This is a genomic window from Thalassolituus pacificus (genome assembly GCF_025318105.1).
Classification (GTDB): Bacteria; Pseudomonadota; Gammaproteobacteria; order Pseudomonadales; family Oceanobacteraceae; genus Venatoribacter; species Venatoribacter pacificus.
This window is the reverse complement of the sequence record NZ_JAOANI010000009.1, coordinates 32,416-52,480: the sequence shown is the minus strand read 5'-3', so window position 1 is coordinate 52,480 and position 20,065 is coordinate 32,416. Positions and strand designations below refer to the sequence as shown.

Below are 20,065 nucleotides of genomic sequence, written 5' to 3'. Positions count from 1 at the left end.
TGGCGGCAGTCGGCGCAGCGCAGTATGCTGACTTATTACCATTATTAAAGATAAGGTTATGGTCTCCTCTGAATTTTTCAGCCGCTGGCGCGGGCTGTTGATTTTAAGCGCCGATATTCTGCTGTTTGTCGTGCTGCTCAAAACCCTGCCCTTTGCTCCGGCGGTGGTTACCGGTCTGAGTATTCTGGTGTTTATTGCCATTCTCTGGCTGACCGAAGCCGTTCATGTGTCCATCACCGCACTGCTGGTGCCAGTACTGGCGGTTAGTTTTGGTATTTTTAAAACGCCGCAGACGCTGAGTAACTTTGCCGATCCGATTATCTTTTTGTTTCTCGGTGGCTTTGCCCTGGCGTCTGCATTGCACGCCCAGGAGCTTGATCGCGCCATTGCCAATAAAGTACTGAATATAGCCCGTGGCCGTCTGGCGGTTGCGGTGCTGATGATGTTTGCCGTATCCGCCGGACTGTCGATGTGGGTCAGTAATACTGCGACCGCTGCCATGATGCTGCCTTTGGTACTGGGTATGCTCAGCCAGCTGGACCGGGAAAAGCATCACCGCACTTATATATTTACCCTGCTCGGCGTTGCTTACTGCGCCAGTATTGGCGGTATTGCCACGTTGGTTGGCAGCCCGCCGAATGCCATTGCCGCCGCACAAACCGGTCTGAGTTTTATTGCCTGGATGGAGCTGGCGCTACCGGTGACGCTGGTTTTACTGCCGGTAGCTGTTGGCGTGCTCTATTGGGTATTAAAGCCCGATCTGAACCAGCGCTTCATTGTGCAGAAAAGCACCATGATCTGGGATAACAATAAGCGCATCACGCTGGCTATTTTTGCCATCACTGTATTGTGCTGGATTTTCAGTGCCCCGCTGAATAACTGGCTCGGCAAATTTGCATCCTTTGACAGTATTATTGGTATCAGCGCAATTATTGCACTGGCCACCAGTGGCGTGGTGAGCTGGAAAGATATTGAAAAAACCACCGACTGGAGTGTGCTGTTATTATTCGGCGGTGGCCTGTGTCTGAGCGCGGTATTAAAAGCCACCGGCACCAGTGAATTTCTCGCACACAGCATCGGTGATTTTCTTCACTCCGGCGGCACTCTTATTGCCTTGCTGAGCATCGTTACCTTTGTGGTTTTTCTGACCGAGTTTGCCAGCAACACCGCCAGCGCGGCCTTGCTGGTACCGGTGTTTGCGGCCATTGCCGACAGCCTGGGGGTATCACCGGTTATCCTGTCGGCACTGATTGCCATTGCCGCCTCCTGCGCCTTTATGTTGCCGGTCGCCACGCCGCCCAATGCCATCGTATTTGGCAGCGGTTATGTGCAGCAAAGTGAAATGATGCGTGCAGGCATCTGGCTGAATATGGCCTGCATTATTGTGCTGACTCTGTTTGCCTGGCTGTTCTGGTAAACGTTATCCCGGTAACAGCGCATAAAAAACGGCTGTACGCGCACGCGTCAGCCGTTTTTTTATGCCTGCAAAAATCTTCAGGCGTTGGAGGTGCTGTTACCGAAAATCCGTTTCAGCGAGGAATTAATCCAGCTCTCCTCCCGCTTTAATACCTTTTTAACCACCGGCACATAATCGACATCCTCATGACGGATATGCTGAATCAGCCACGCCATTAATGACGTACGCACCCGGCGGGCGATACCAAAAGGGTCGCGACCACTGGTCAGCTCTTCCTGCATGCGGGCGATTTTATCTTCAAAGCGGCGATGCACCATTTGGTGCGCACTCAACAACACATAACCGGCCTGATTCATCAATTGCTCTTCGAAGGCAAAGTGATCAAGGGTGTAATCACGCAGGCGCTCCATGACATCGAATACATCATCGACGTCTTCAGAGCTGATCGCACGGGTAAGATCATTAATGTATTGCACTATTTGCCGATGCTGGGCATCTATCACTTCGATTCCCAGATTCAGGTCAGCGGTCCACTCATACATTTCCATAGCCAGAACATCCTGTGCTGTTTTTTTTATTAGTAACCTCCGGCGAGTTTAGAGAAATGGCCTGATCACAAATTGACCTGAATCAATTGACTTACATTTTGCAAGGTTAAATCTGTGTAAAATGAAACCTTCGTCACATTTACGATTCCTGCCAATTCCCTGCATGACGCCCCCTTCCCGCTACCCTATGATGCACGCCTGAAAATGGTTTTTTGCGCAAAGATCCAGTTAAAGAAAGACCCAGTTAAAGAAAGACCCATACAAAAAAGATCCGCACAAAAAAGACCAGTATAAAAAGACAACGAGGATACTATGAAAGCCTTCTGGACCCTGTTCACCGCCCTGATGCTTACCTTCGGACTCGCCAGCACCGCCGATGCGGCACGCTTTGGCTCCGGTGGTTTTGGCAAATCCAAACCCGTGCCTTTCCAGCAGAAAAAAGCCACCCCGGACCAAACCCAGAAACAGCAGCCCACTAACAATGCCCGCCCTGGCGGCGGCCTGGGTAAAGGCCTGCTCGGCGGCCTTCTGGCCGGTGGCCTGTTCGCCTACCTGCTGGGCAGTGGTGCATTTGAAGGTATTCAGATAATGGATATTCTGCTGCTGGCGCTGGTTGGCTTTGTTCTGTTTAAGCTGTTGCGTGGCCGCGCCGCTCAGCACAATGCGCCACAGAGTGCTTACTCGGCAGCAGGCAATGCTACGCAACAACGTCAGAGCTTCGATATGGGTAACCTGGCCGACAGCAGTGCTGCCCCGGCCTCTGACAACAGCGCCGCTTTTGCTGCCGAAACCAGCATTGATCTGCCAGCCGGTTTTGATCAGCAAGCCTTTATCGACGGCGCCTTACAGCACTACCGTGAAGTGCAGGAAGCCTGGAATCAGGGCAACCTCGACACCATCACTGAATACGTCAGCCACGATCTGTACGCCGCGCTGGCCACCCAACGCAGCCGTATGATGGTGCCACCACAAACCGAAGTGCTGGATTTAAGCGCCGAAATCGTTGCCGCCGGCCAGGCCGGAGACAACGCCGAAATCAGCCTGCTGTTTAAAGGCCGCGTACGCGATCTGCTGGAAAAATCCGAAGACGGTATTTTTGATATCTGGCATCTGGAGCGCGATCTGAGCATAGACAACGCACCATGGTTAATTGTGGGCATTCAAGCTGAATAACAACCTCGATAATCAATTGAATACGTTCTTCGTTTTCAGAATTTGGCGTTGTGATACCCGCTAAAACTAAAACAGTGGTTGTCAAATTCTTACGGCGATGTAGAGCATGGGCTACCGGCGACGTTCAATCGTTTGGTGTTTAGAATGGTAGATTGGTTGGCTTACATTGAGACTGAAATATGCTCCGGTAGGCTGGCTTGAAGAACTGATGAAACGACGCCACCACAACGTAGTCATCGTCGCAATGGCAAATAAGTTGGTGAGAACAAGCTGGGCTTTGCTAAGTAAAGAACAGAGTTACAAGGGATATGAAGACACTTTAGTTGAGTAAGCAAGAGTTGATGTCTGATAGGTAGAACCGCAATCCTAGTATTCTGTACCTAACTGCGTTCTTCGAGAACGATAAGCTGAGAAGAACCGCGTTGGCGAAGTTCATCAAGGATGTTTCCTAGAGGCCAGATAGAATCCGAATAGATGGCTGCACTATACCAAAGACAGATTTTTGCTTGCACAATGAGGGTGTCCATAGGTGTTAGATGTAAAAGGGATAACATGTCTCAATTTGTGAATGATCTCGGCCAGCCTGTCGGGGAGCCGCTTACTGACTGGGTAGAGCCCGCACACCCATCGCCAGGCCCAATGGATGGCCGCTTCTGCCGCCTTGAGCCGCTTGCTCCAGAGCGCCATGCCGAAGAGCTCTATGCTGCGAACGCAATGGACAAAGATGGGAGGAACTGGACCTATCTACCCTATGGCCCCTTTGGTTCCTTTGAGCGCTATTATGAGTGGCTCCAGGCAATGAGCCGGAACGATGATCCATTGTTTTTCACGATCATTCAAAAGTCGGACGGGCGAGCCGTTGGCATTGCGAGCTATCTCCGGATTATGCCGGCGAGTGGCTCTATCGAAGTTGGTCATATCCATTTCTCCGAGCACCTCAAGAGAAGTCCGGTCGCCACGGAGGCCATGTTCTTAATGATGAAAAGAGCTTTCGAACTCGGCTATCGGCGCTATGAGTGGAAGTGCGACGCTTTGAATGCGCCCTCGTGTGCCGCCGCTCAGCGCCTCGGGTTCAGTCATGAAGGTACTTTTCGTCAAGCTACAGTGTACAAGAGACGTAGCAGGGATACTGCCTGGTTTTCCGTTATTGATATCGAATGGCCGGCACTATCAAAGGCGTTCTCACAATGGCTGGGGCCAGATAACTTTGATGAGTTGGGGGAGCAGCGCGCCCGACTGAGCGAATTAACTCAAGCAGCCCGCCATCACCGGTCGTGAGGGACGGATCACGCCATCGTCGATAAGTTTGGTAATCTCGGCCAATTTCTCGCCAGCTCCGTCGGCCTTCATGTACATGAAGGCATAGTTTACTCCCAGGCGCCTCGCCTTCTTCAGCCCCCCCTGCTCATGAACCAAAGCACCAGCCGCAAGAACATGTTCATCTGCAGCGATTTTCCAAACGGAACATCCGCCGGACCGGTGAGCGAGATCAGCTTGCCACCCCGCTTCAGCACGTTCAGCGATTTTTGCCGCGTTTTGGCACCCTGGCTGTTTATCATCTGATCATAGCCGAACAGGATCGTTTCGAAATCTTGGGTCTTGTAATCGATCACCACATCCGCGCCGAGGCTTTTGACGAGATCAAAATTCTTTGCACTGGTGGTCGTAGCGACCGTAGCCCCCAGATGCTTGGATGATGCCGACCCCGCCAGAGCCAGCCGGAATGAGCACTTTCTGCCCCGGCTTGACCTTGCCAACGTCGACCAGCGCCTGCCTGGCGGTTAGCGCGATCAAGGCGGCCTGCTCCATGTCCAGGCCAGCGGGTTTTAGCGCCAGATCATCCTGATCCACAGCGATGAATTCTGCGAAAGTGCCAATCCGGTAATCGCGCGGGCGTCCAAAGACTTCATCCCCTGCTTTGAACTTGTGTACATCGGCGCCGATGCGGAGCACTGTCCCTGACAGATCGTGCCCCAGAATGAAAGGCGTACGATAGGGTAACAACAGTTTGAAATCGCCATCACGGATGTTTGTATCCACGGGGTTGATCGCAGCCGCGTTAATGCGTAACAAAACGTCATGCGCATCGATCTTAGGTTGGGCATATCGGCCAGGCTGCGCCCTTCTTTTTGTATTTGTCGACGACGAAGGCTTTCATAGGAGGTCTCCTTGTGAAATAGATACAAGGTTAAGTGCTAGGGAAAGCGAAGGCCTTTGAAGCAAATTCGGGGGAAGTATTGAAAGATCCAGCTGCGACAGTCGAGTCGCGCAAGGTCTGATGACATCCAATGATCTGCAACTGGGACACTGCACCAAGCATTGCAGTACTCGCATCACCCAAAGATCCTGTACTTGTCAGGATCAGCATCCGCACTGGGCCAGAGCCACAGTGCGTCGCTGTTAACGAAGCAAGAGACCGCACTTCATACGTTACGCGTCAGCGCCGCCTAGAACCTTGTCCAATTGCATTTCTGTCAAAACACGGTCTTGAATAGGCTGTTTGGCAGCGTTAATTTCATCCACCCCCCAAACCAAGCCAACAGGTGTGCGTGTTGGGCGTTTACCAGCAGGCATGTCTGCTAGGTCTAAATAAGCATCTACGACCATTTGTGGGTTAGGTGCTTGATCACTCTGCATAAATTTACCGAATTCTTCGAACATGGCTGCAGGAATGTTTGCCCATTCACCGTAGCTGTCCAGTATGTCTGTACGTGACGGTTGTTGTCCTGATGCGCTTAAACCTGTTGGGAATGGGCCAGGTTGCACGATGGCGACATCGATACCGAATGGCGCAACTTCGTAGCGTAAACCTTGAAGGTAGCCTTCTAAAGCATGCTTGGTTGCAGCGTAAGTAGAGAAATACGGAGCAGAAATTTGGCCAACCATGGATGAGGTGTTGATGATAAGACCAGACTTAGCATCACGCATCACAGGCAAAACAGCCTGTATAGTACGCATAGCCCCATAGTAGTTGGTTTCCATCTGTTCACGAGCTTGGGCAATGCTAAACGCTTCGGTAATGCCAAGGTACATTACGCCCGCATTGTTAAGCAAAACATCAATTTTGCCCGCTTTAGCCAGCACACTTGCAATGGCGTTTTTGACAGATTCGTCATTGGTAACATCCATATCGACAACATGAATGGAATCACTATACGCTTCCAGCTCGGCCTTAACAGCGGAGTTCTTGCCTTCTGGGCCGCGCATGGTGGCAAACACTTGGTAGCCTCTATCAGCAAAATCTTTTACTGATTTTTGACCAAATCCACTGCTGCTGCCGGTGATCACTATGTTTCTCTTTGCTTCACTCATTTTTCGTTCCTGCTAGGTTGTTAATTAAATACCGGCTGGTACAATAAGCATCGAAACATCGTTTGTCAAATTAAAATACCGGGCGGTATAAAAATGAAGTCAAATCCAATCAAACCTGCAAGGGGGCGACCCAAGACCCTGGATCGTGACCACGTTTTGGACGTTGCAATGGATTCCTATTGGAAAGAGGACATCGGCAGCTTGTCCCTTAATGAAATTTGCAGGAGATCGGGTGTATCAAAACCTGGGCTTTATCGGGAGTTTTCGAATGAAGATGGCTTGATGAAAGCCGTAATTCTGAGGTATCAAGAACAAGTATTAAATCCTGTACAGCAGATGTTGAACAGCGAAATGCCGTTTCGAGAAGCGCTTGATAACCTTGTGTCATTTGCCACCTCAGCCAATTGTCATCATGAGTCCCCAATGGGATGTCTTTTTATAAAAATGCGTGAATCACGAATGCACTTAGGTGAAGCAACACGCGCACAAGTTGATTTCCTTGAGGAGCAAGCATTAGCGGCTTTCAGAAAGTGGGTGGAGCGGTCAAAGATCAAAGGTGAGTTTTCTGCAGACATGTCACCAGAATTTGCAGCCACCTACATCGATGCACAGCTGAGTAATGCATCATCACTGATCTCTCGTGGTGAGAATCCGAAAATTGTGAAGATGATGCTATTAGTCGCTTTTTCTATGTTGGGATGAGTATTTCTGCAAGAAGCAGGCATTTGCTTATTTGGGCTGAAAGAAAGCTTATTTAAATTCTGTTTGGTGGGTACAGAGCAAGCATAACAATCCACCGCACATGGAACCCGAATACATACATCCCGCTCCGTTACCCCTTAAAATAAAGCAATCTATGAAATTTTCTGAACCTGAAAAAGAAGCCCTGCTGGCAGTAAAAGGCGTTGGCCCGACCGTGGTCAAACGCTTTGAGGAAATTGGTATCAGTTCGCTGGCGGAGCTGGCCGCTTACAACGCAGAAGATATCGCCGAGAGAGTGGCTCAGATGCTGAGAACCACCTGCTGGAAAAACAGCCCACAAGCGAAAGCGGCAATTAATGCCGCGATTGAACGGGCCAAAGCCGGTTTATAAGCGGAAAGTGATGCGATGAAACGTACAGCACTGGTTATTACTGTTTTCCTGCTGGGAACAGCCACTGGCTTATTCAGCGCCTGGGTCTGTTCCTATCACCAAAGTCCGGTGGCGGCAGACCAACAGCCATTGCTGGAAAGTTTGATGCACTACGCCAGCATGGAAATTGCCGCTGAGCATTACGCCTGTGAAGGCAGCCCGGTTACCACAGTGGGCGCTGTTATTGCCTCACTGCTGGAAATGAATAATACAACCAGCAGAAACCGTCTGAGTTACGGTTGTTATAACGGAGTCTGTACGCTGTCGGTTTCCGATTGCAAACCCTGGCAGGATCAGGAATGCTCCACCCGATTTTTAAAATTTGAGCGGGATAATCAGCAGCAGATTCTGCCAGACAGTTTCAGTTGCCTTGATATGCCCTGAACTTTCTTTGTTGTTAAAACTCTCTTTGTTGTTAAAACTTAGCCCCGGATAATTATGATCAGACCCGCTGCCGGTATCCGTCTGGATACCACAACCTCCCCCGCTACGCTGACCCCTCCCGGCGCAGGCACACAGACTGCCCGCAGTGATATCGACGCAATACTGACAGTCTGGCTGGATGCGTCCGTTAAAGCCCATGATTTTATTGAGCCATCATTCTGGCAGTCTCAGCTGGATAATATGCGCGATGTGTATTTACCCAACTCCGATGTCTGGGTATTTGAGCTGAATGCACAGGTTGTCGGTTTTTATGCTCTGCATAACAACACGCTGGCCGCCATCTTTGTTGCTCCGCAGCATCAGGGGCGGGGCATTGGTAAACAATTATTAAATCACGCCAAACAGCAGCGCAATGAGCTGCATCTTACGGTATATAAAGCCAACGAACCCAGCTGTCGTTTTTACCGGAATCAGGGCTTTACACTGGTACGGGAACAAACCGACAGTCATACCGGACACACTGAATTACTGCTGCACTTTACGGCGTAGTCCGCACAGGTAAGCAAAGGAGATGGCGATGAAGGATGCAAAGACATTCTGGGAGAACAGTGCACAGCGCTATGCCAAAAGCCAGATTCAGGATGAAGCGGCCTACCGTAAGAAGCTGGAAATAACCCAGCAGTATCTGCAACCCGATTGGTCAGTGCTGGAATTTGGCTGTGGCACCGGCAGCACCGCAATGGTTCATGCGCCGTATGTTAAAGAGGTTCTGGCAACGGATATTTCTGACAATATGCTGGCCATTGCCGCACAGAAAGCCAAAGACGCGGAGATCAATAATATCCGTTTTCAGCAGGGAACGCTGGAAAGTATTAATCCACCCGTCGCTAGCTTTGACGCCGTGCTGGGGCTGAATATCCTGCATCTGCTTGAAGATCTAGATTCAGCCATTGCCATCAGCTACGAATCACTGAAACCCGGCGGGGTCTTTATTTCCAGCACCACTCTGGTCAAAGAGCTGAATCCACTCTGGCGTATGCTGATTCCGGTTATGCAGGTGCTGAATCTGGCGCCCTTTGTGAAGCGCTTAAGCAAAGAAGACTTATTGGCCAGACTGAGCAATACCGGTTTCAGCATCGACTATATCTGGCAGCCTGCCACAGAATCTGTTTTTATTGTCGCCAGAAAATAGCCAGACGGCTGCAGCTTACACTCAGGAGAATCATCATCGCTCTTTTCCGACGGGTTATAAATAATCCAAAACACTTTCTGCTCATTACCATCACGGCACCGGCGATATACGGATTAATTATACCGGTGGTGATTGTCGATCTGTTTGTATCGCTGTATCAGGCCATTTGCTTTCCGGTGTATGAAATACCGAAGGTGAAACGCAGAGACTATCTGGCACTGGACCGGAAAAAGCTTTCTTATCTTACCTTCACACAAAAGCTGAACTGCCTCTACTGTGACTACGCTAATGGCGTATTTGCCTATGCCAGTGAAATTGCCGGGCGTACCGAATGGTACTGGTGCCCGATCAAACACCCGGATAATGCCCAGCGTGCCCACAGGCATTATGACAAGTTTATTGCTTACGGTGACGGTGAGCACTTCGCGAAGAAACATAAAGAAAAACGCTTAGCCTGCCGCGCCTGCGAAAGCTCTTGTGAATCCGGGACTAATAACCAATAAACATCGCACGCAGAACAACACCATAAAAGAAAAAAACAGGCGCCGTAGCGCCTCAGACTACTGACAAACCCCAGCTTTTCAGCTGGGGTTTGTTGTTTTTATGGTTCTGTAAACCCGAAACCGCCCGTTTTAACGATTTCTCATCGAGGCACGAGTAATTTTGAATCGACCTCTATTAGGGTTTATGGAGGGGCTGGATGGGCGTTTTCGTCTTAAAAACAGCGTCAATGTCGGCTTAAGCCGCCATCAGCGCGATCTTTTTCATGTTTTGCGCTGCTGCCGTCAGCAATGCCTGAGCTTGCACTTTATTGCGGCCACGGAAGCGGGCATATCGATAGCCATTCAACTCTTTGGCATCGGCAAAGCTGCGTTCTACGGTTTCTTTTCTTCGTTTATAAATCGCCTGGCCATAGACGCTTAAACGTTTCTCGGTGGTGCGCTCTTTGCTGTCTTGCCACACATGGCGGGTGATGGTTTTAACGTGCTCCGCATTGTTATTGCAGCGCTTCAGGGATGGGCAGCCTTGGCAATGGGAACCGTCTGACTGGTAGTGGTGGTAGCCTTCACGGCTGGTTGTTTTATAAATTAAGGTCTGGCCTTCCGGGCAGGTGTAGTGATTGTTTTCGGCATCGTACTCAAATTCCCTTTTATAAAACATGCCCGCTTTATGATTTAAGCGACGATACGCAATCGCTGCAAAAATCTGCTTATCTTCCAGCTGCTTACAGATCGCGGCGGAGTTGTAGCCCGCGTCCAGACCCACCGCTTTTATGTTGAAGCCAAAGCGTTTTTGCTGGCGTTCCAGCCTCCCGATATACGGCACGCTGTCGTGTACGTTGCCTGCGGTAATGTGGACATCGGTGATGATGTTGGCTTTGCCATCCACGGTTCGGTGATCAAGATAGAAGAAGCCTTTAGGCTTTTGGTCACGCACCATATAACCGCTGTCTGGGTCGGTGGTGCTTTGCTTAATCGTCTTCTCGGAGGGCGCCTTCGATGGCGGCGCTAAGGGCTTTTTTTCCGTGGCTGATCCGTTCTTCCTCCACGGCGCAATCCAGTTGATCCATATAAGCCTGGCGTTCTTGTTTGACGATCACTTGCAGGTGTTTGTTTTTATTCGCACTGGCTTTGATGTGCGTAGAGTCGGTGTACAGCACGTGGCCTGACACCAGTTTTTTGCGCATGGCTTGCAGCACAATCTGGTCGAAGATTTGCTGATAGACATCAGAATCGTTAAAGCGGCGTCGACGGTTCTGGCTAAGAGTGGATGCGTCTGGGATTTTATCGGTCAGTCCCAATCCTAAGAACCAGCGATAAGCGACATTGACTTCCACCTCGCGAATCAATTGACGTTCACTGCGAACGCCAAATAAATACCCAAGCAGCAACAGCTTGAACATCAAGGTGGGATCAAGCGCAGGACGGCCATTGTTCTGACAGTAGAGATCTTTAACGAGCTCGTGAATAAACGAGAAGTCGATGTGTTTATCGACCTTGCGCAGCAGGTGGTCTTTGGGAACGAGTTCATCAATGCAGACGAATTCGAGTGATGACTGGGTTTGGGGGCGATGTTTAAGCATGGCCCATTATAAAAAATCCCCGCCGGTTAGGGCGAGGACTTTGTCAGCAGTCTGAGGCGCCGTAGCGCCTGTTTTTTATGCTTGCTTATTGTCCTGAATCTGGCTGTAACCCAGAATCCAGTAGCTCATCAGCCGGTAGGTAAAATAGCAGACAAAACCGGCAAAAATCGTATCACTTAAAAAGTGTCCGCCCTGTACAATACGCCCGGCGCTGACCACAATTCCCACGGCCATACCAGCCCAGAACCAGCGGCGGCGGCGGAAAACCCAGGCAAAAGCCATCAGCCAGAATCCCATCGCCGCATGTCCGCTAACGAAAGATTTACATTTTTTTGCACACTGGTCTGAAATCACAAAGGCCGGAGTAAAACCACTGTGGCCGCCAAATTCCTGCACCTGCTTTGGCCGCGCGCGGTCAAAACCTTCTTTAAATACGGTATGCACCAGAATGCCGGGGCCCGCCAGCAACGACACCAGAATAAATACCCAGGCTTTACGCTGCGCCTGCGCAATGCCGCCTTTAACAAAGGTCAGTGCCACGGCAATCAGTAAAACCGGCACCAGCACATAGGGGACATAACGGAATAACGCATACACCGACTCGCTGATCGGGTGGTTGGCCAGCGGCCAGTTACCCTGTTCTGCATCGTAAAACCAGCGGCTGACGCTCAGATCAATCTGTGGAAACGCGATAAAAACTGCGGCCAGAAGAATAAATAAAATCCAATCGATGTGCTGTTTTACAAAAGCCATGTGGGTTAAATCCGCGTTAAACATAAAGAGCGCAAGGATAACGGTTTTAATGCCAACAGCCCAGTGACCAGCTCCTGTCAGGCTTTCATCTGTCAGGCTTTCTTTCGTGGCTTAAAAGCACGGTTTTCTTACGCGTTCTTCCGGCGCCCTTCTGTTACTTGCGACTCACCCTTCTCTCTTCTCTCTTCTCTCTTTCTCTTCTTATCTTGCTTTCTCAAATCCACAAATGTTACGTTATAACATATACTAATTATGGTAAATCAAGCAACCAGGTACGAGGATTCTATGAACGCCCCTGCGACTTCCCCCACCCATTCAACTCCGGCGATGGCCGATACCCGCCTGCCGGTTACCGTGCTGTCTGGCTTTCTGGGAGCCGGTAAAACCACCCTGCTCAATCATATTCTGCATAACCGCGATAACCGTCGGGTGGCGGTAATTGTGAATGATATGAGCGAGGTGAATATCGATGCTGCCTTCGTAAAAGACGAAGTTGAGCTGAAGCGCGGTGAAGAAAAACTGGTGGAAATGAGCAACGGCTGCATTTGCTGCACCCTGCGCGAAGACCTGTTAATTGAGGTACGCCAACTGGCGGAAGCCGGGCGTTTTGATTATCTGGTGATTGAATCCACCGGCATCGCCGAGCCGCTGCCGGTGGCTGAAACCTTTACCTTCGCCGATGAAGATGGCGTCAGCCTGTCGGATATTGCCCGTCTGGATACGATGGTCACGGTGGTGGATGCGGTGAATTTTCTGCAGGATTTTGACGCTGCCCGTTCATTGCAGGAAAGCGGTGAATCCTTGGGTGAAGACGACCAGCGCAGTGTCAGCGACCTGCTGATTGATCAGATTGAATTCTGCGACAAGCTGTTGATCAGCAAAACCGATCTGGTCAGCGCGGAGCAACTGCAGCGCCTGCAGGCCATTCTGCACAGCCTGAATCCACGCGCGGAACAGATCCCGATGGTTAAAGGCAATGCGCCGCTGGATAAAGTACTGGGCACCGGCAGTTTTGATTTTGATCAGGCCGCTCAGGCACCGGGCTGGCTGCAGGAATTACGCGGCGAGCATCATCCGGAAACCGAGGAATACGGTATCGGCAGTTTTGTGTACCGTGCGCGCAAACCGTTTCATCCGCAAAAATTCTGGGATTTTCTGCATCAGGACTGGCCAGACGGCAAACTGCTGCGCTCCAAAGGCTATTTCTGGCTGGCCAGCCGCCCGCAATTTGCCGGTCAATGGAGTCAGGCTGGCGGAATTGCCCACCATGGTTTTGCCGGCATGTTCTGGAAAGCCGTACCCGATGAGCGCTGGCCACAGGATGAAGAATCCCTCGACTATATCCGCGAAAAATGGGTGGAGCCTTTTGGTGATATGCGCCAGGAGCTGGTGTTTATTGGTCAGGGCCTCAACCAACAGGACGTCCACCAGCAGCTGGACGCCTGCCTGCTGAACGACGACGAACTGCTGGCCGGGCAAGAGCTCTGGCAACAACTGCCCGACCCATTCCCCGCCTGGGAGTAACCCCGCTCACGACGGCTCAGGCCTACTGCATTTTATACGGAATAATCTGCTCAACCGTCATGCGGTAGGCCGAAGTCGCTACGTCATTTTTATTCACTTCCGTCAGCAGCGTGCCTTCAATCCAGAACGGATCGTAGATGGTTTCCAGCATTACCCCATCACTGCTTTTGCCCAGAATCAGCTGGTTGGGTGGCGGCGGCGGCAGATGAATACAGGCGCCGTAGTAGGGCACCAGAAAGAACTCGGTGACGACCTGCTGGTCATCGAACTCCAGCGGCACTATGTAGCCCGGAATACGGACTTTCTGGCCGTTAAATTCAGCGCGGATATTGGTTGATTGCAACGCCCGGTGCCAGTCAGTCTGCGGCTGGTCGGGGTTTTTCCCCGCTTCTCCCTGCCCCAGCGCCGCATCAATCTGATCTTCTTCTGAACCATCGGCAATCGCCGCCAGCTCAGCCGGTGGATTCGACAGCGCTTTGAAATCCTCATCCGGCAGCAAATCGGCAAATTCAATTTCGCGGTAGACCGGGTCTGCAGCCTGCGCGCTTGTAAAACAAGCTGCACAGCCGAGTACCAGCAGCCAGGAGCCAGCCGTGCGGCGACTGCCCGACAGCAGTGAACGAAAAACAGCCATCTCAGGGTTTCCTATTTTTAAAGTTATAATATAACATATCATTTCTTTGGCGCGCCGCACCTTGCCAAGCCCGGCAGCGCCAACGTTACTGACACAAGACGCAGACTATAAGGAATTCAGCATGAACCTACGAGCACAACCCCAGGTACGCTACCGTCAACGCCATTTGCTTAAGCCGGTAACGACCACCGCGTTAACCACCTTGCTGGCCCTGACCCTGAGCGCCTGTGGCGGATCATCTTCAAATGATGACGATGATGATCACGATCATGACCATGTTCACGCCGAAGGTGGTCGTTTGATTTACTCACTGTCCGGCTCTGCTGACACCCTGAAAATGTTTGATCAGACGGTTACAAGCGAGCAGTTCACCTCCACCACCGTAGCAACAGGTGCCGATGCTCAGCTGGTGCTGTCTAACGATGGTGTCACCCTCGCCATGCTGAATGGCAGTGATCTGAGCATTGTCAGTTCGGGTCTGGAGCATATGCACGGTGAAGATGCTCATACCCATGACGTAGAAGCTTTAACCGCAGCCCCCATTGCCGGTGTCGCTCAGGTCGTCGCCACAACAGACCACTTCTCTGTGCTGAAAAATGATGGCAGCGGCCTGTTGCTGGAAGCCGCCGATGGCGAAGTCGTTAGCGGGCTGAACTTACCCAATAACCTTGTCTACCCGGCTCTGGCTTTACAGGGCGGTCAGTTCATGACCTTTACGGCTAACTCTGTAACCCCGGCCAATACCGACATCACCGTGGTTAATGCTGACGGCACAACCGGTAGCGATGGTCTGATCTGGGTACGCCCGCACGACGGTGGGTACTTTGCAGAATCCATGACCTGCGCCGATGGCGTAGAACAAACTGCTCAGACTGATAACTTCACGCTTATTTTATGCGGTGATGGCACCTTGCGCTGGCTGATCAGCGGCTATGTAACCATTGACGGCCATCCGCAAGGCGCCGGTGAAACCCTCCATGTCACCCAGCGCTACCCTGCCACCGAAACCCGCCGTGAAGGTGCCATCGGTGAAGTCACAACAGGCAGCACCGGCTTTATCGAAAACATTACCGGTTTAACCAAAACGAACCATGAACACAGTGTTATTACTGCCTGGTCGGCCGATCAGCTTTGGTTAGTGAATGCCCACAACGACCATCCGCACCGTGGCGATTTAGTATCCATTACCGGTGAAAACTTCGGTGACATTATCGCGGTGAGCACAACAACCGCAGACGATGCCATCGCTCTTCTGAGCAACAGCGGCAAGCTGGCCGTGAGCCGCTTTGATGTGAATGAAAGCAGCAACCCGGTAGCCAGCGGAGAAACTGCACGGGAGCAACTGGGAGCCGCTGCAGCCATCTGGAGCACAGCGAATGCTCAGCTGCTGGCCGGTGCTTATGAGTTTCTGGTTGTAAACAGTGCAACAGGCACGCTGTACGAAGTCGATGCCCATAGTGCTGAAGACGATTATCACCTGCACTCAACGACTGCCAACAGCAACCTGAACAATGCCTTCAGTGCTGTATTTGCTCATGCAGCAGAGGAAGAGCACGCGGATGATGATCACGACCACGATCATTAATTGCTCTGCGTAACCCCTGCTCAGATAACCCGGGCCAGCATCTGCTGGCCCTTACCGTTTCAGGTTCTTTTTTATGCCTCGTCTGTTTCTCGTTATTACAAGTCTTACCTCCGCTTGCCTGTCCGTTGAGGTACTCGCTCATTCCGCCGAACTTGATACTGTTGTTGTCAGCAGTGCCGGACAGAATTCAATCTACGATGTTGCCCAGCCTGCGACCGTTCTTAATAAAGACGCGATCAACGACAACCCGGGTGACACTCTCGGTACATTACTCGACAGCACGCCAGGTATTGCCAACGCCTCCTTTGGGCCAGGCGTTGGCAGGCCGGTTATTCGCGGTATGAGCGGCAGCCGGGTAAAAATCCTGCAAAATGGCAGTGACAGTGCCGACTTATCCGCCATGAGCTCCGACCACTCGCCGATGGCAGAAGCCAGCTCCGCAGAACAGATAGAAGTGATCTACGGTCCGGCCACCCTGATGTACGGTGGTGGCGCCATTGGCGGCGTGGTTAACCTGATTGACCGCCGCATCCATGAACAACCAGGCTCAGGCCTGAGCGGCGGGCTGAATATTAAAGGCAGCAGCAACGACAGCGGTTACAGCACCGATGGTTTAATGGATACAAGCCGTGGCAACTGGACACTGCACCTCGACGGTTTTCAGCGCAGTGCCGCTGATTACTCCAGCGGCGAGCGCGGCGACATTCCCGCCGCCAACAACAGTGGCCGCATTGCCAATAGCGACAGCGAAGGCTCAGGTGGTGCTGTTGCGCTGAGCTGGGCGGATGGTAAACGGGGGTTTATCGGCGCCAGTATCAGCACTCTGGAGTATGACTACGGCGTGCCCAATACCGATGGCGAGCCTTTCCGGGTTAAGCCCAAGCAAGTCCGTTACGATCTGAAAGGTGCCTGGCGTCCTGACCCGTCCGGCGCTTTCAGCTGGCTGGATGAATGGCGCACCGAGCTGTCATTCAACGATTATGAACACGCAGAAACCGGGGCCAGAAATGATATTCCCGGTGCCGCCACGGTGGATATCGGCCTGTTTGATCAGGAAAGCTGGGAGCTGCAAAGCCGTATGCGCCATGCGGCATTCGGCCAATGGCAGGGAACCTTTGGCCTGCAGATGAAATATCAGAAACTGGCCTTGTGCCATAATCACAGCGGCTGCAGCGGCATCCCTTCGTTTGCGGCAACCGCCTGGGACGGAGCAACCGGATTCAACCTGTTAAACCGTGAACGCGGCGGCTTTCTGCATTCCCACTCAACGCCAATGCCCCTGAACGAAACCACGCAAACCGGTGTGTTTCTGGTTGAACAACGAGATTGGGCACAGGGCACGCTGGAGCTTGGCGCACGCCTTGATTCTGTCAGTATCAGCTCAGACCCGGACCCGATTGACCCCAACTATCGCCAGCAACGCAGCTACTACAACGACAAAAATTTCAATCCGGCGACATTGTCGGCAGCAGGCACCTGGGTGCTGGATGAGCAACAGCGTCTGGGGCTGAATCTGGCACGGGTACAACGAGCACCGGATGCCGCCGAGCTGTTCTGGAATGGTGATCATCATGCAACCTTCTCGTTCCAGCTCGATAATCCCGACCTGAGCGTGGAAACCGCCTGGACCCTTGATATTAACTGGCTGCGTGAAAGCGAACACGACCGCGTGAAAATCGCTCTGTTTCACTACCGTTTTCAGGATTACATCTACAACGAGCTGAAAGATTTCACCGACCCCTTCCACGATAATAATGTGTATCGTCAGGAGCAGGACGATGCCCGTTTTCTCGGTGCGGAGTTCAGTTGGCAGCACAACATTGACGAACTCTGGCATCTGGATATCAATGCCGATGTGGTTCAGGCGCGTCTGCGTAACGGTGATCATCTGCCACGCACGCCACCGGCCAGTGCCCTGTTTGCCATCAACCGGGAAAGCGGGCATCTGCTGATGCGTCTGGAAGGACAGGCAACAGCCAGCCAGAAGCGCACCGCCGCCAACGAAGACCCCAGCGACGGCCATACGCTGCTGAACGCCAGCCTCAGTTACCGCCAATTGTTAGCGCACAGCGAATTGCTCTGGCGCCTCGCCGCCAGTAACCTGACCGACCAATACGCCGTTAATCATGTGTCCTACCTGAAACATGCTGCGCCGCTTGCCGGACGCAATGTGCAGTTAGGGCTGAACTGGAGCTTCTGATCAACATGATCACAGCCGATCTTTCCGCAGATCAACCTGTCGCCGTACAGCCAGTGCTGGAAATCCGCCATCTGCTGCACGCCTGGCCAGATGCCCAATCCGGACAGGCAGAAACCCTGCTGGATATCCACCATTTTCAATTGCAGGCCGGCGAGCGCTGTTTTCTGCATGGCCCGTCGGGCAGCGGTAAATCGACCCTGCTGAATATTATTGCCGGGCTCTGTCAGCCCAGTACCGGCGAGGTATGGCTGGCCGGTAAATCACTGTGGCAACTGAGCGCACGTCAGCGCGACCACCTGCGTGCCAGAAAAACCGGAGTGATCAGCCAGACCTTTAACCTGCTGCCCTATCTGACGGTGAGCGAAAATCTGCAGCTGATGCAGAATTTTGCCGGGCAGCACAATGACCGCTACTGGCAAAACTATCTGCTGCAACAACTGAACCTGAGCGAACAGGCTAACCAGACCGTAGCGCAGCTGAGCGTTGGCCAGCAACAGCGCGCTGCTATTGCCCGCGCACTGGTACACCGTCCGGCGCTGATCATCGCCGACGAGCCAACCTCGGCACTGGATAGTGCAAACAAAGATGCCTTTATGCGCCTGCTGCTGCAGGAGTGTTCCGCCAGCGGTGCAAGCCTGTTACTGGTCAGCCACGACCTCAGCCTGCAGCCGCATTTTGACCGGGTGCTGGATATCGCCAGCTGTAAGCCCGGTCAGCGAGCAACACAGGAGTCAGATAAGGAGCCACTGCCATGCTGATGCGTCTGGCCGTTAAAAGTCTGCTGCAGCGTAAACTAGCGGTGGCGCTGATTGTGCTGGCGATGAGCCTGAGTCTCGCCACCCTGTTACTGACCCGCAGCTTAAGCAGCGAGTTACGCAGCAGCTTCAGCAACAGCATCAGCGGCACCGACCTGATTGTGGCCGCCCGCAGCCATCCGCTGCAGGTGTTACTGTATTCAGTATTCCGCATGGGCACGCCAACTCAGGCGATGTCGGCAGAGCGCTGGCATGAAATCGAACAACGGCCGCAAACCGCCTGGACCTTTCCCATCGTGCTCGGCGACTCCCATCAGGGCTATGCGGTGATCGGCACCAACGATGATTACTTCCGCCATTTCCGTTACGGCCGCCAGCAGGCGCTGCAATTAAGCAGCGCCCTGCCAGAAATCAACCTGCAGCAACCGCACTTTGCCGCACCGCTGCAGGTATTTATTGGTGCCACCGTGGCACGCGAGCGTGGCTATGCCGTGGGCGATCATCTGCACCTCAGCCATGGCAGCCACGGCCACAGCTTTATGCAACACAAAGAGGTGGATTTTGTGGTTGCCGGTATCCTGCAGCCAACCGGCACGCCGGTTGACCGCTCGCTGCATGTGCATCTGCAAACGCTGGAAGCGCTGCACGATCCGCAACAGGCTCTGCGTCTGACAAACGCGGAATGGCAGGAACTGCCTGAGGCTGATGCCATCTCCGCCGTCTTTGTTGGCCTGACCTCTCGGCCGCTGTTATTTCAGCTGCAGAACGTTTTAAACCAGCCCCATCAGGAACCGCTAACTGCGGTGATTCCCGGCGTTGCCCTAAGCGAATTCTGGCAATTTCTGGGCAATGCCGAACAACTGTTGCAGGCACTGAGCCTGCTGATGTTAATCACCAGCCTGCTCGGTTCGGTGGCTATGTTGCAGGTCACCGTGGCCGGACGACGTCAGGAAATTGCCCTGCTGCGTATTATTGGCGCCCGCCCGCTGTACCTCTTTGTGCTGCTGGAAACCGAGGTATTACTGCTGACGCTGCTCAGCTGGTTACTGGCCCTGAGCATGGCGGCGGCCACGCAGTGGCTGGCACAACCGTTGCTGGCCGAACACTATGGCTTGCTGATTGAACCTTTGCTGAACCTCGACGGCAGTGGGCTTTATGCAGGGCTGAGCATTGCTCTGGCCTTACTCGCCGGCCTGTTACCGGCACTGTCGGCCTACCGCTTGTCGTTAACGACTCAACATTAAACCGCCAGCATTAAACCGGCAGCATCAGCAGACTGGCCACTTCACTTCAGACTGGCCACTTAAGAGTGGTCAGTAAAGACAAGTGACTGACCGGCGCGAACCGGCAACGCCGCAGTCAGGCTCCTACAC

At 52.6% G+C, this 20,065-nt stretch carries 21 protein-coding genes; 14 read left to right on the top strand and 7 right to left on the bottom strand.

All coding sequences use genetic code 11. The annotated features are described in order from the left end of the window. Positions 1 to 58 precede the first annotated feature (58 nt). Positions 59 to 1,417 carry an SLC13 family permease gene (locus NYR02_RS02270; RefSeq protein ID WP_260974776.1) on the top strand — a complete coding sequence of 453 codons (1,359 nt, stop codon included), beginning with the start codon at positions 59 to 61 and terminating at the stop codon, positions 1,415 to 1,417. A 77-nt stretch (positions 1,418 to 1,494) separates the two neighbouring features. Here the strand turns inward: NYR02_RS02270 and NYR02_RS02265 are convergent, their stop codons facing one another. Next, complete coding sequence (locus NYR02_RS02265; protein WP_260974775.1) at positions 1,495 to 1,965, bottom strand: bacteriohemerythrin; 471 nt, start codon at positions 1,963 to 1,965, stop codon at positions 1,495 to 1,497. Between the two features lie 312 nt (positions 1,966 to 2,277). On the opposite strand from NYR02_RS02265, the gene NYR02_RS02260 reads away from it, so the two are divergent. Together NYR02_RS02260 and NYR02_RS02250 are read left to right on the top strand one after the other, a co-directional pair. Then, a complete protein-coding gene (locus NYR02_RS02260) occupies positions 2,278 to 3,138 on the top strand; it encodes a Tim44 domain-containing protein (RefSeq protein WP_260974774.1) in 861 nt (286 codons plus the stop codon). 552 nt (positions 3,139 to 3,690) lie between these two features. Next, positions 3,691 to 4,416, top strand: coding sequence for a GNAT family N-acetyltransferase (locus NYR02_RS02250; protein ID WP_260974773.1), 726 nt, complete (start codon positions 3,691 to 3,693; stop codon positions 4,414 to 4,416). 113 nt (positions 4,417 to 4,529) lie between these two features. Here NYR02_RS02250 and NYR02_RS02245 read toward each other — a convergent pair whose 3' ends face one another. From NYR02_RS02245 to NYR02_RS02235, 3 genes are all read right to left on the bottom strand, one after another. Next, positions 4,530 to 4,895 carry a zinc-binding dehydrogenase gene (locus NYR02_RS02245; protein WP_260974772.1) on the bottom strand — a complete coding sequence of 122 codons (366 nt, stop codon included), beginning with the start codon at positions 4,893 to 4,895 and terminating at the stop codon, positions 4,530 to 4,532. Continuing rightward, on the bottom strand, positions 4,780 to 5,211 hold the full coding sequence (locus tag NYR02_RS02240; RefSeq protein WP_260974771.1) for an alcohol dehydrogenase catalytic domain-containing protein: 432 nt from the start codon (positions 5,209 to 5,211) through the stop codon (positions 4,780 to 4,782). The genes NYR02_RS02245 and NYR02_RS02240 overlap by 116 nt, the downstream gene beginning before the upstream one ends. 357 nt (positions 5,212 to 5,568) lie before the next feature. Then, entirely contained in the window at positions 5,569 to 6,450 is an 882-nt protein-coding gene (locus NYR02_RS02235) for an SDR family oxidoreductase (protein ID WP_260974770.1), read from the bottom strand. A gap of 93 nt (positions 6,451 to 6,543) precedes the next feature. Here NYR02_RS02235 and NYR02_RS02230 point away from each other — a divergent pair, with 93 nt between their 5' ends. The 6 genes from NYR02_RS02230 to NYR02_RS02205 all read left to right on the top strand — a co-directional run bounded on the left by NYR02_RS02230 (position 6,544) and on the right by NYR02_RS02205 (position 9,661). Next, the gene (locus tag NYR02_RS02230) at positions 6,544 to 7,152 is read left to right on the top strand and encodes a TetR/AcrR family transcriptional regulator (protein WP_260974769.1); all 609 of its coding nucleotides are present in this window, start codon (positions 6,544 to 6,546) and stop codon (positions 7,150 to 7,152) included. A 154-nt stretch (positions 7,153 to 7,306) separates the two neighbouring features. Then, complete coding sequence (locus tag NYR02_RS02225) at positions 7,307 to 7,543, top strand: helix-hairpin-helix domain-containing protein (protein ID WP_260974768.1); 237 nt, start codon at positions 7,307 to 7,309, stop codon at positions 7,541 to 7,543. 15 nt (positions 7,544 to 7,558) lie between these two features. Continuing rightward, a complete protein-coding gene (locus NYR02_RS02220; RefSeq protein WP_260974767.1) occupies positions 7,559 to 7,966 on the top strand; it encodes a hypothetical protein in 408 nt (135 codons plus the stop codon). A gap of 54 nt (positions 7,967 to 8,020) precedes the next feature. Further along, positions 8,021 to 8,515, top strand: coding sequence for an N-acetyltransferase (locus NYR02_RS02215; RefSeq protein WP_260974766.1), 495 nt, complete (start codon positions 8,021 to 8,023; stop codon positions 8,513 to 8,515). A 28-nt stretch (positions 8,516 to 8,543) separates the two neighbouring features. Next, on the top strand, positions 8,544 to 9,158 hold the full coding sequence (locus NYR02_RS02210) for a class I SAM-dependent methyltransferase (protein WP_260974765.1): 615 nt from the start codon (positions 8,544 to 8,546) through the stop codon (positions 9,156 to 9,158). A gap of 125 nt (positions 9,159 to 9,283) precedes the next feature. Then, positions 9,284 to 9,661 carry a hypothetical protein gene (locus NYR02_RS02205; protein ID WP_260974764.1) on the top strand — a complete coding sequence of 126 codons (378 nt, stop codon included), beginning with the start codon at positions 9,284 to 9,286 and terminating at the stop codon, positions 9,659 to 9,661. 235 nt (positions 9,662 to 9,896) lie between these two features. Here the strand turns inward: NYR02_RS02205 and NYR02_RS02200 are convergent. Then, positions 9,897 to 11,241, bottom strand: a protein-coding gene (locus tag NYR02_RS02200; RefSeq protein WP_420864290.1) for an IS1182 family transposase whose coding sequence is annotated in 2 segments (ribosomal slippage) — positions 9,897 to 10,679 and positions 10,681 to 11,241 — 1,344 coding nt in all. Because the reading frame shifts where the segments join, the coding sequence is not laid out codon by codon here. Between the two features lie 75 nt (positions 11,242 to 11,316). After that, positions 11,317 to 11,994 (bottom strand): phosphatase PAP2 family protein, encoded by a 678-nt coding sequence (locus tag NYR02_RS02195; protein ID WP_260974762.1) that lies wholly within the window; start codon positions 11,992 to 11,994, stop codon positions 11,317 to 11,319. Between the two features lie 285 nt (positions 11,995 to 12,279). Between NYR02_RS02195 and zigA the strand changes: the two genes are divergently transcribed. Then, entirely contained in the window at positions 12,280 to 13,518 is a 1,239-nt protein-coding gene (gene zigA / locus NYR02_RS02190; protein WP_270049473.1) for a zinc metallochaperone GTPase ZigA, read from the top strand. Between the two features lie 22 nt (positions 13,519 to 13,540). On the opposite strand, the gene NYR02_RS02185 is transcribed toward zigA, so the two are convergent. Further along, a complete protein-coding gene (locus tag NYR02_RS02185) occupies positions 13,541 to 14,152 on the bottom strand; it encodes a DUF3299 domain-containing protein (protein WP_260974761.1) in 612 nt (203 codons plus the stop codon). A 121-nt stretch (positions 14,153 to 14,273) separates the two neighbouring features. Here NYR02_RS02185 and NYR02_RS02180 point away from each other — a divergent pair, with 121 nt between their 5' ends. The 4 genes from NYR02_RS02180 (at position 14,274) to NYR02_RS02165 (ending at position 19,936) form a co-directional block, all read left to right on the top strand. Then, positions 14,274 to 15,737, top strand: a complete 1,464-nt coding sequence (locus NYR02_RS02180; protein ID WP_260974760.1) for a hypothetical protein — start codon at positions 14,274 to 14,276, stop codon at positions 15,735 to 15,737. A gap of 73 nt (positions 15,738 to 15,810) precedes the next feature. Continuing rightward, positions 15,811 to 17,937 carry a TonB-dependent receptor gene (locus NYR02_RS02175; RefSeq protein WP_260974759.1) on the top strand — a complete coding sequence of 709 codons (2,127 nt, stop codon included), beginning with the start codon at positions 15,811 to 15,813 and terminating at the stop codon, positions 17,935 to 17,937. A 5-nt stretch (positions 17,938 to 17,942) separates the two neighbouring features. Then, entirely contained in the window at positions 17,943 to 18,695 is a 753-nt protein-coding gene (locus NYR02_RS02170; protein WP_260974758.1) for an ABC transporter ATP-binding protein, read from the top strand. Further along, positions 18,689 to 19,936, top strand: coding sequence for an ABC transporter permease (locus NYR02_RS02165; protein WP_260974757.1), 1,248 nt, complete (start codon positions 18,689 to 18,691; stop codon positions 19,934 to 19,936). The genes NYR02_RS02170 and NYR02_RS02165 overlap by 7 nt, the downstream gene beginning before the upstream one ends. Positions 19,937 to 20,065: the final 129 nt, after the last annotated feature.

Bases quoted from the DNA above. Each gene is read 5' to 3' on its own strand.
- NYR02_RS02270 (WP_260974776.1), top strand. From the start codon at position 59: ATGGTCTCCTCTGAATTTTTCAGCCGCTGGCGCGGGCTGTTGATTTTA.
- NYR02_RS02265 (WP_260974775.1), bottom strand. From the start codon at position 1,965: ATGGAAATGTATGAGTGGACCGCTGACCTGAATCTGGGAATCGAAGTG.
- NYR02_RS02260 (WP_260974774.1), top strand. From the start codon at position 2,278: ATGAAAGCCTTCTGGACCCTGTTCACCGCCCTGATGCTTACCTTCGGA.
- NYR02_RS02250 (WP_260974773.1), top strand. From the start codon at position 3,691: ATGTCTCAATTTGTGAATGATCTCGGCCAGCCTGTCGGGGAGCCGCTT.
- NYR02_RS02235 (WP_260974770.1), bottom strand. From the start codon at position 6,450: ATGAGTGAAGCAAAGAGAAACATAGTGATCACCGGCAGCAGCAGTGGA.
- NYR02_RS02230 (WP_260974769.1), top strand. From the start codon at position 6,544: ATGAAGTCAAATCCAATCAAACCTGCAAGGGGGCGACCCAAGACCCTG.
- NYR02_RS02225 (WP_260974768.1), top strand. From the start codon at position 7,307: ATGAAATTTTCTGAACCTGAAAAAGAAGCCCTGCTGGCAGTAAAAGGC.
- NYR02_RS02220 (WP_260974767.1), top strand. From the start codon at position 7,559: ATGAAACGTACAGCACTGGTTATTACTGTTTTCCTGCTGGGAACAGCC.
- NYR02_RS02215 (WP_260974766.1), top strand. From the start codon at position 8,021: ATGATCAGACCCGCTGCCGGTATCCGTCTGGATACCACAACCTCCCCC.
- NYR02_RS02210 (WP_260974765.1), top strand. From the start codon at position 8,544: ATGAAGGATGCAAAGACATTCTGGGAGAACAGTGCACAGCGCTATGCC.
- NYR02_RS02195 (WP_260974762.1), bottom strand. From the start codon at position 11,994: ATGGCTTTTGTAAAACAGCACATCGATTGGATTTTATTTATTCTTCTG.
- zigA (WP_270049473.1), top strand. From the start codon at position 12,280: ATGAACGCCCCTGCGACTTCCCCCACCCATTCAACTCCGGCGATGGCC.
- NYR02_RS02185 (WP_260974761.1), bottom strand. From the start codon at position 14,152: ATGGCTGTTTTTCGTTCACTGCTGTCGGGCAGTCGCCGCACGGCTGGC.
- NYR02_RS02180 (WP_260974760.1), top strand. From the start codon at position 14,274: ATGAACCTACGAGCACAACCCCAGGTACGCTACCGTCAACGCCATTTG.
- NYR02_RS02175 (WP_260974759.1), top strand. From the start codon at position 15,811: ATGCCTCGTCTGTTTCTCGTTATTACAAGTCTTACCTCCGCTTGCCTG.
- NYR02_RS02170 (WP_260974758.1), top strand. From the start codon at position 17,943: ATGATCACAGCCGATCTTTCCGCAGATCAACCTGTCGCCGTACAGCCA.
- NYR02_RS02165 (WP_260974757.1), top strand. From the start codon at position 18,689: ATGCTGATGCGTCTGGCCGTTAAAAGTCTGCTGCAGCGTAAACTAGCG.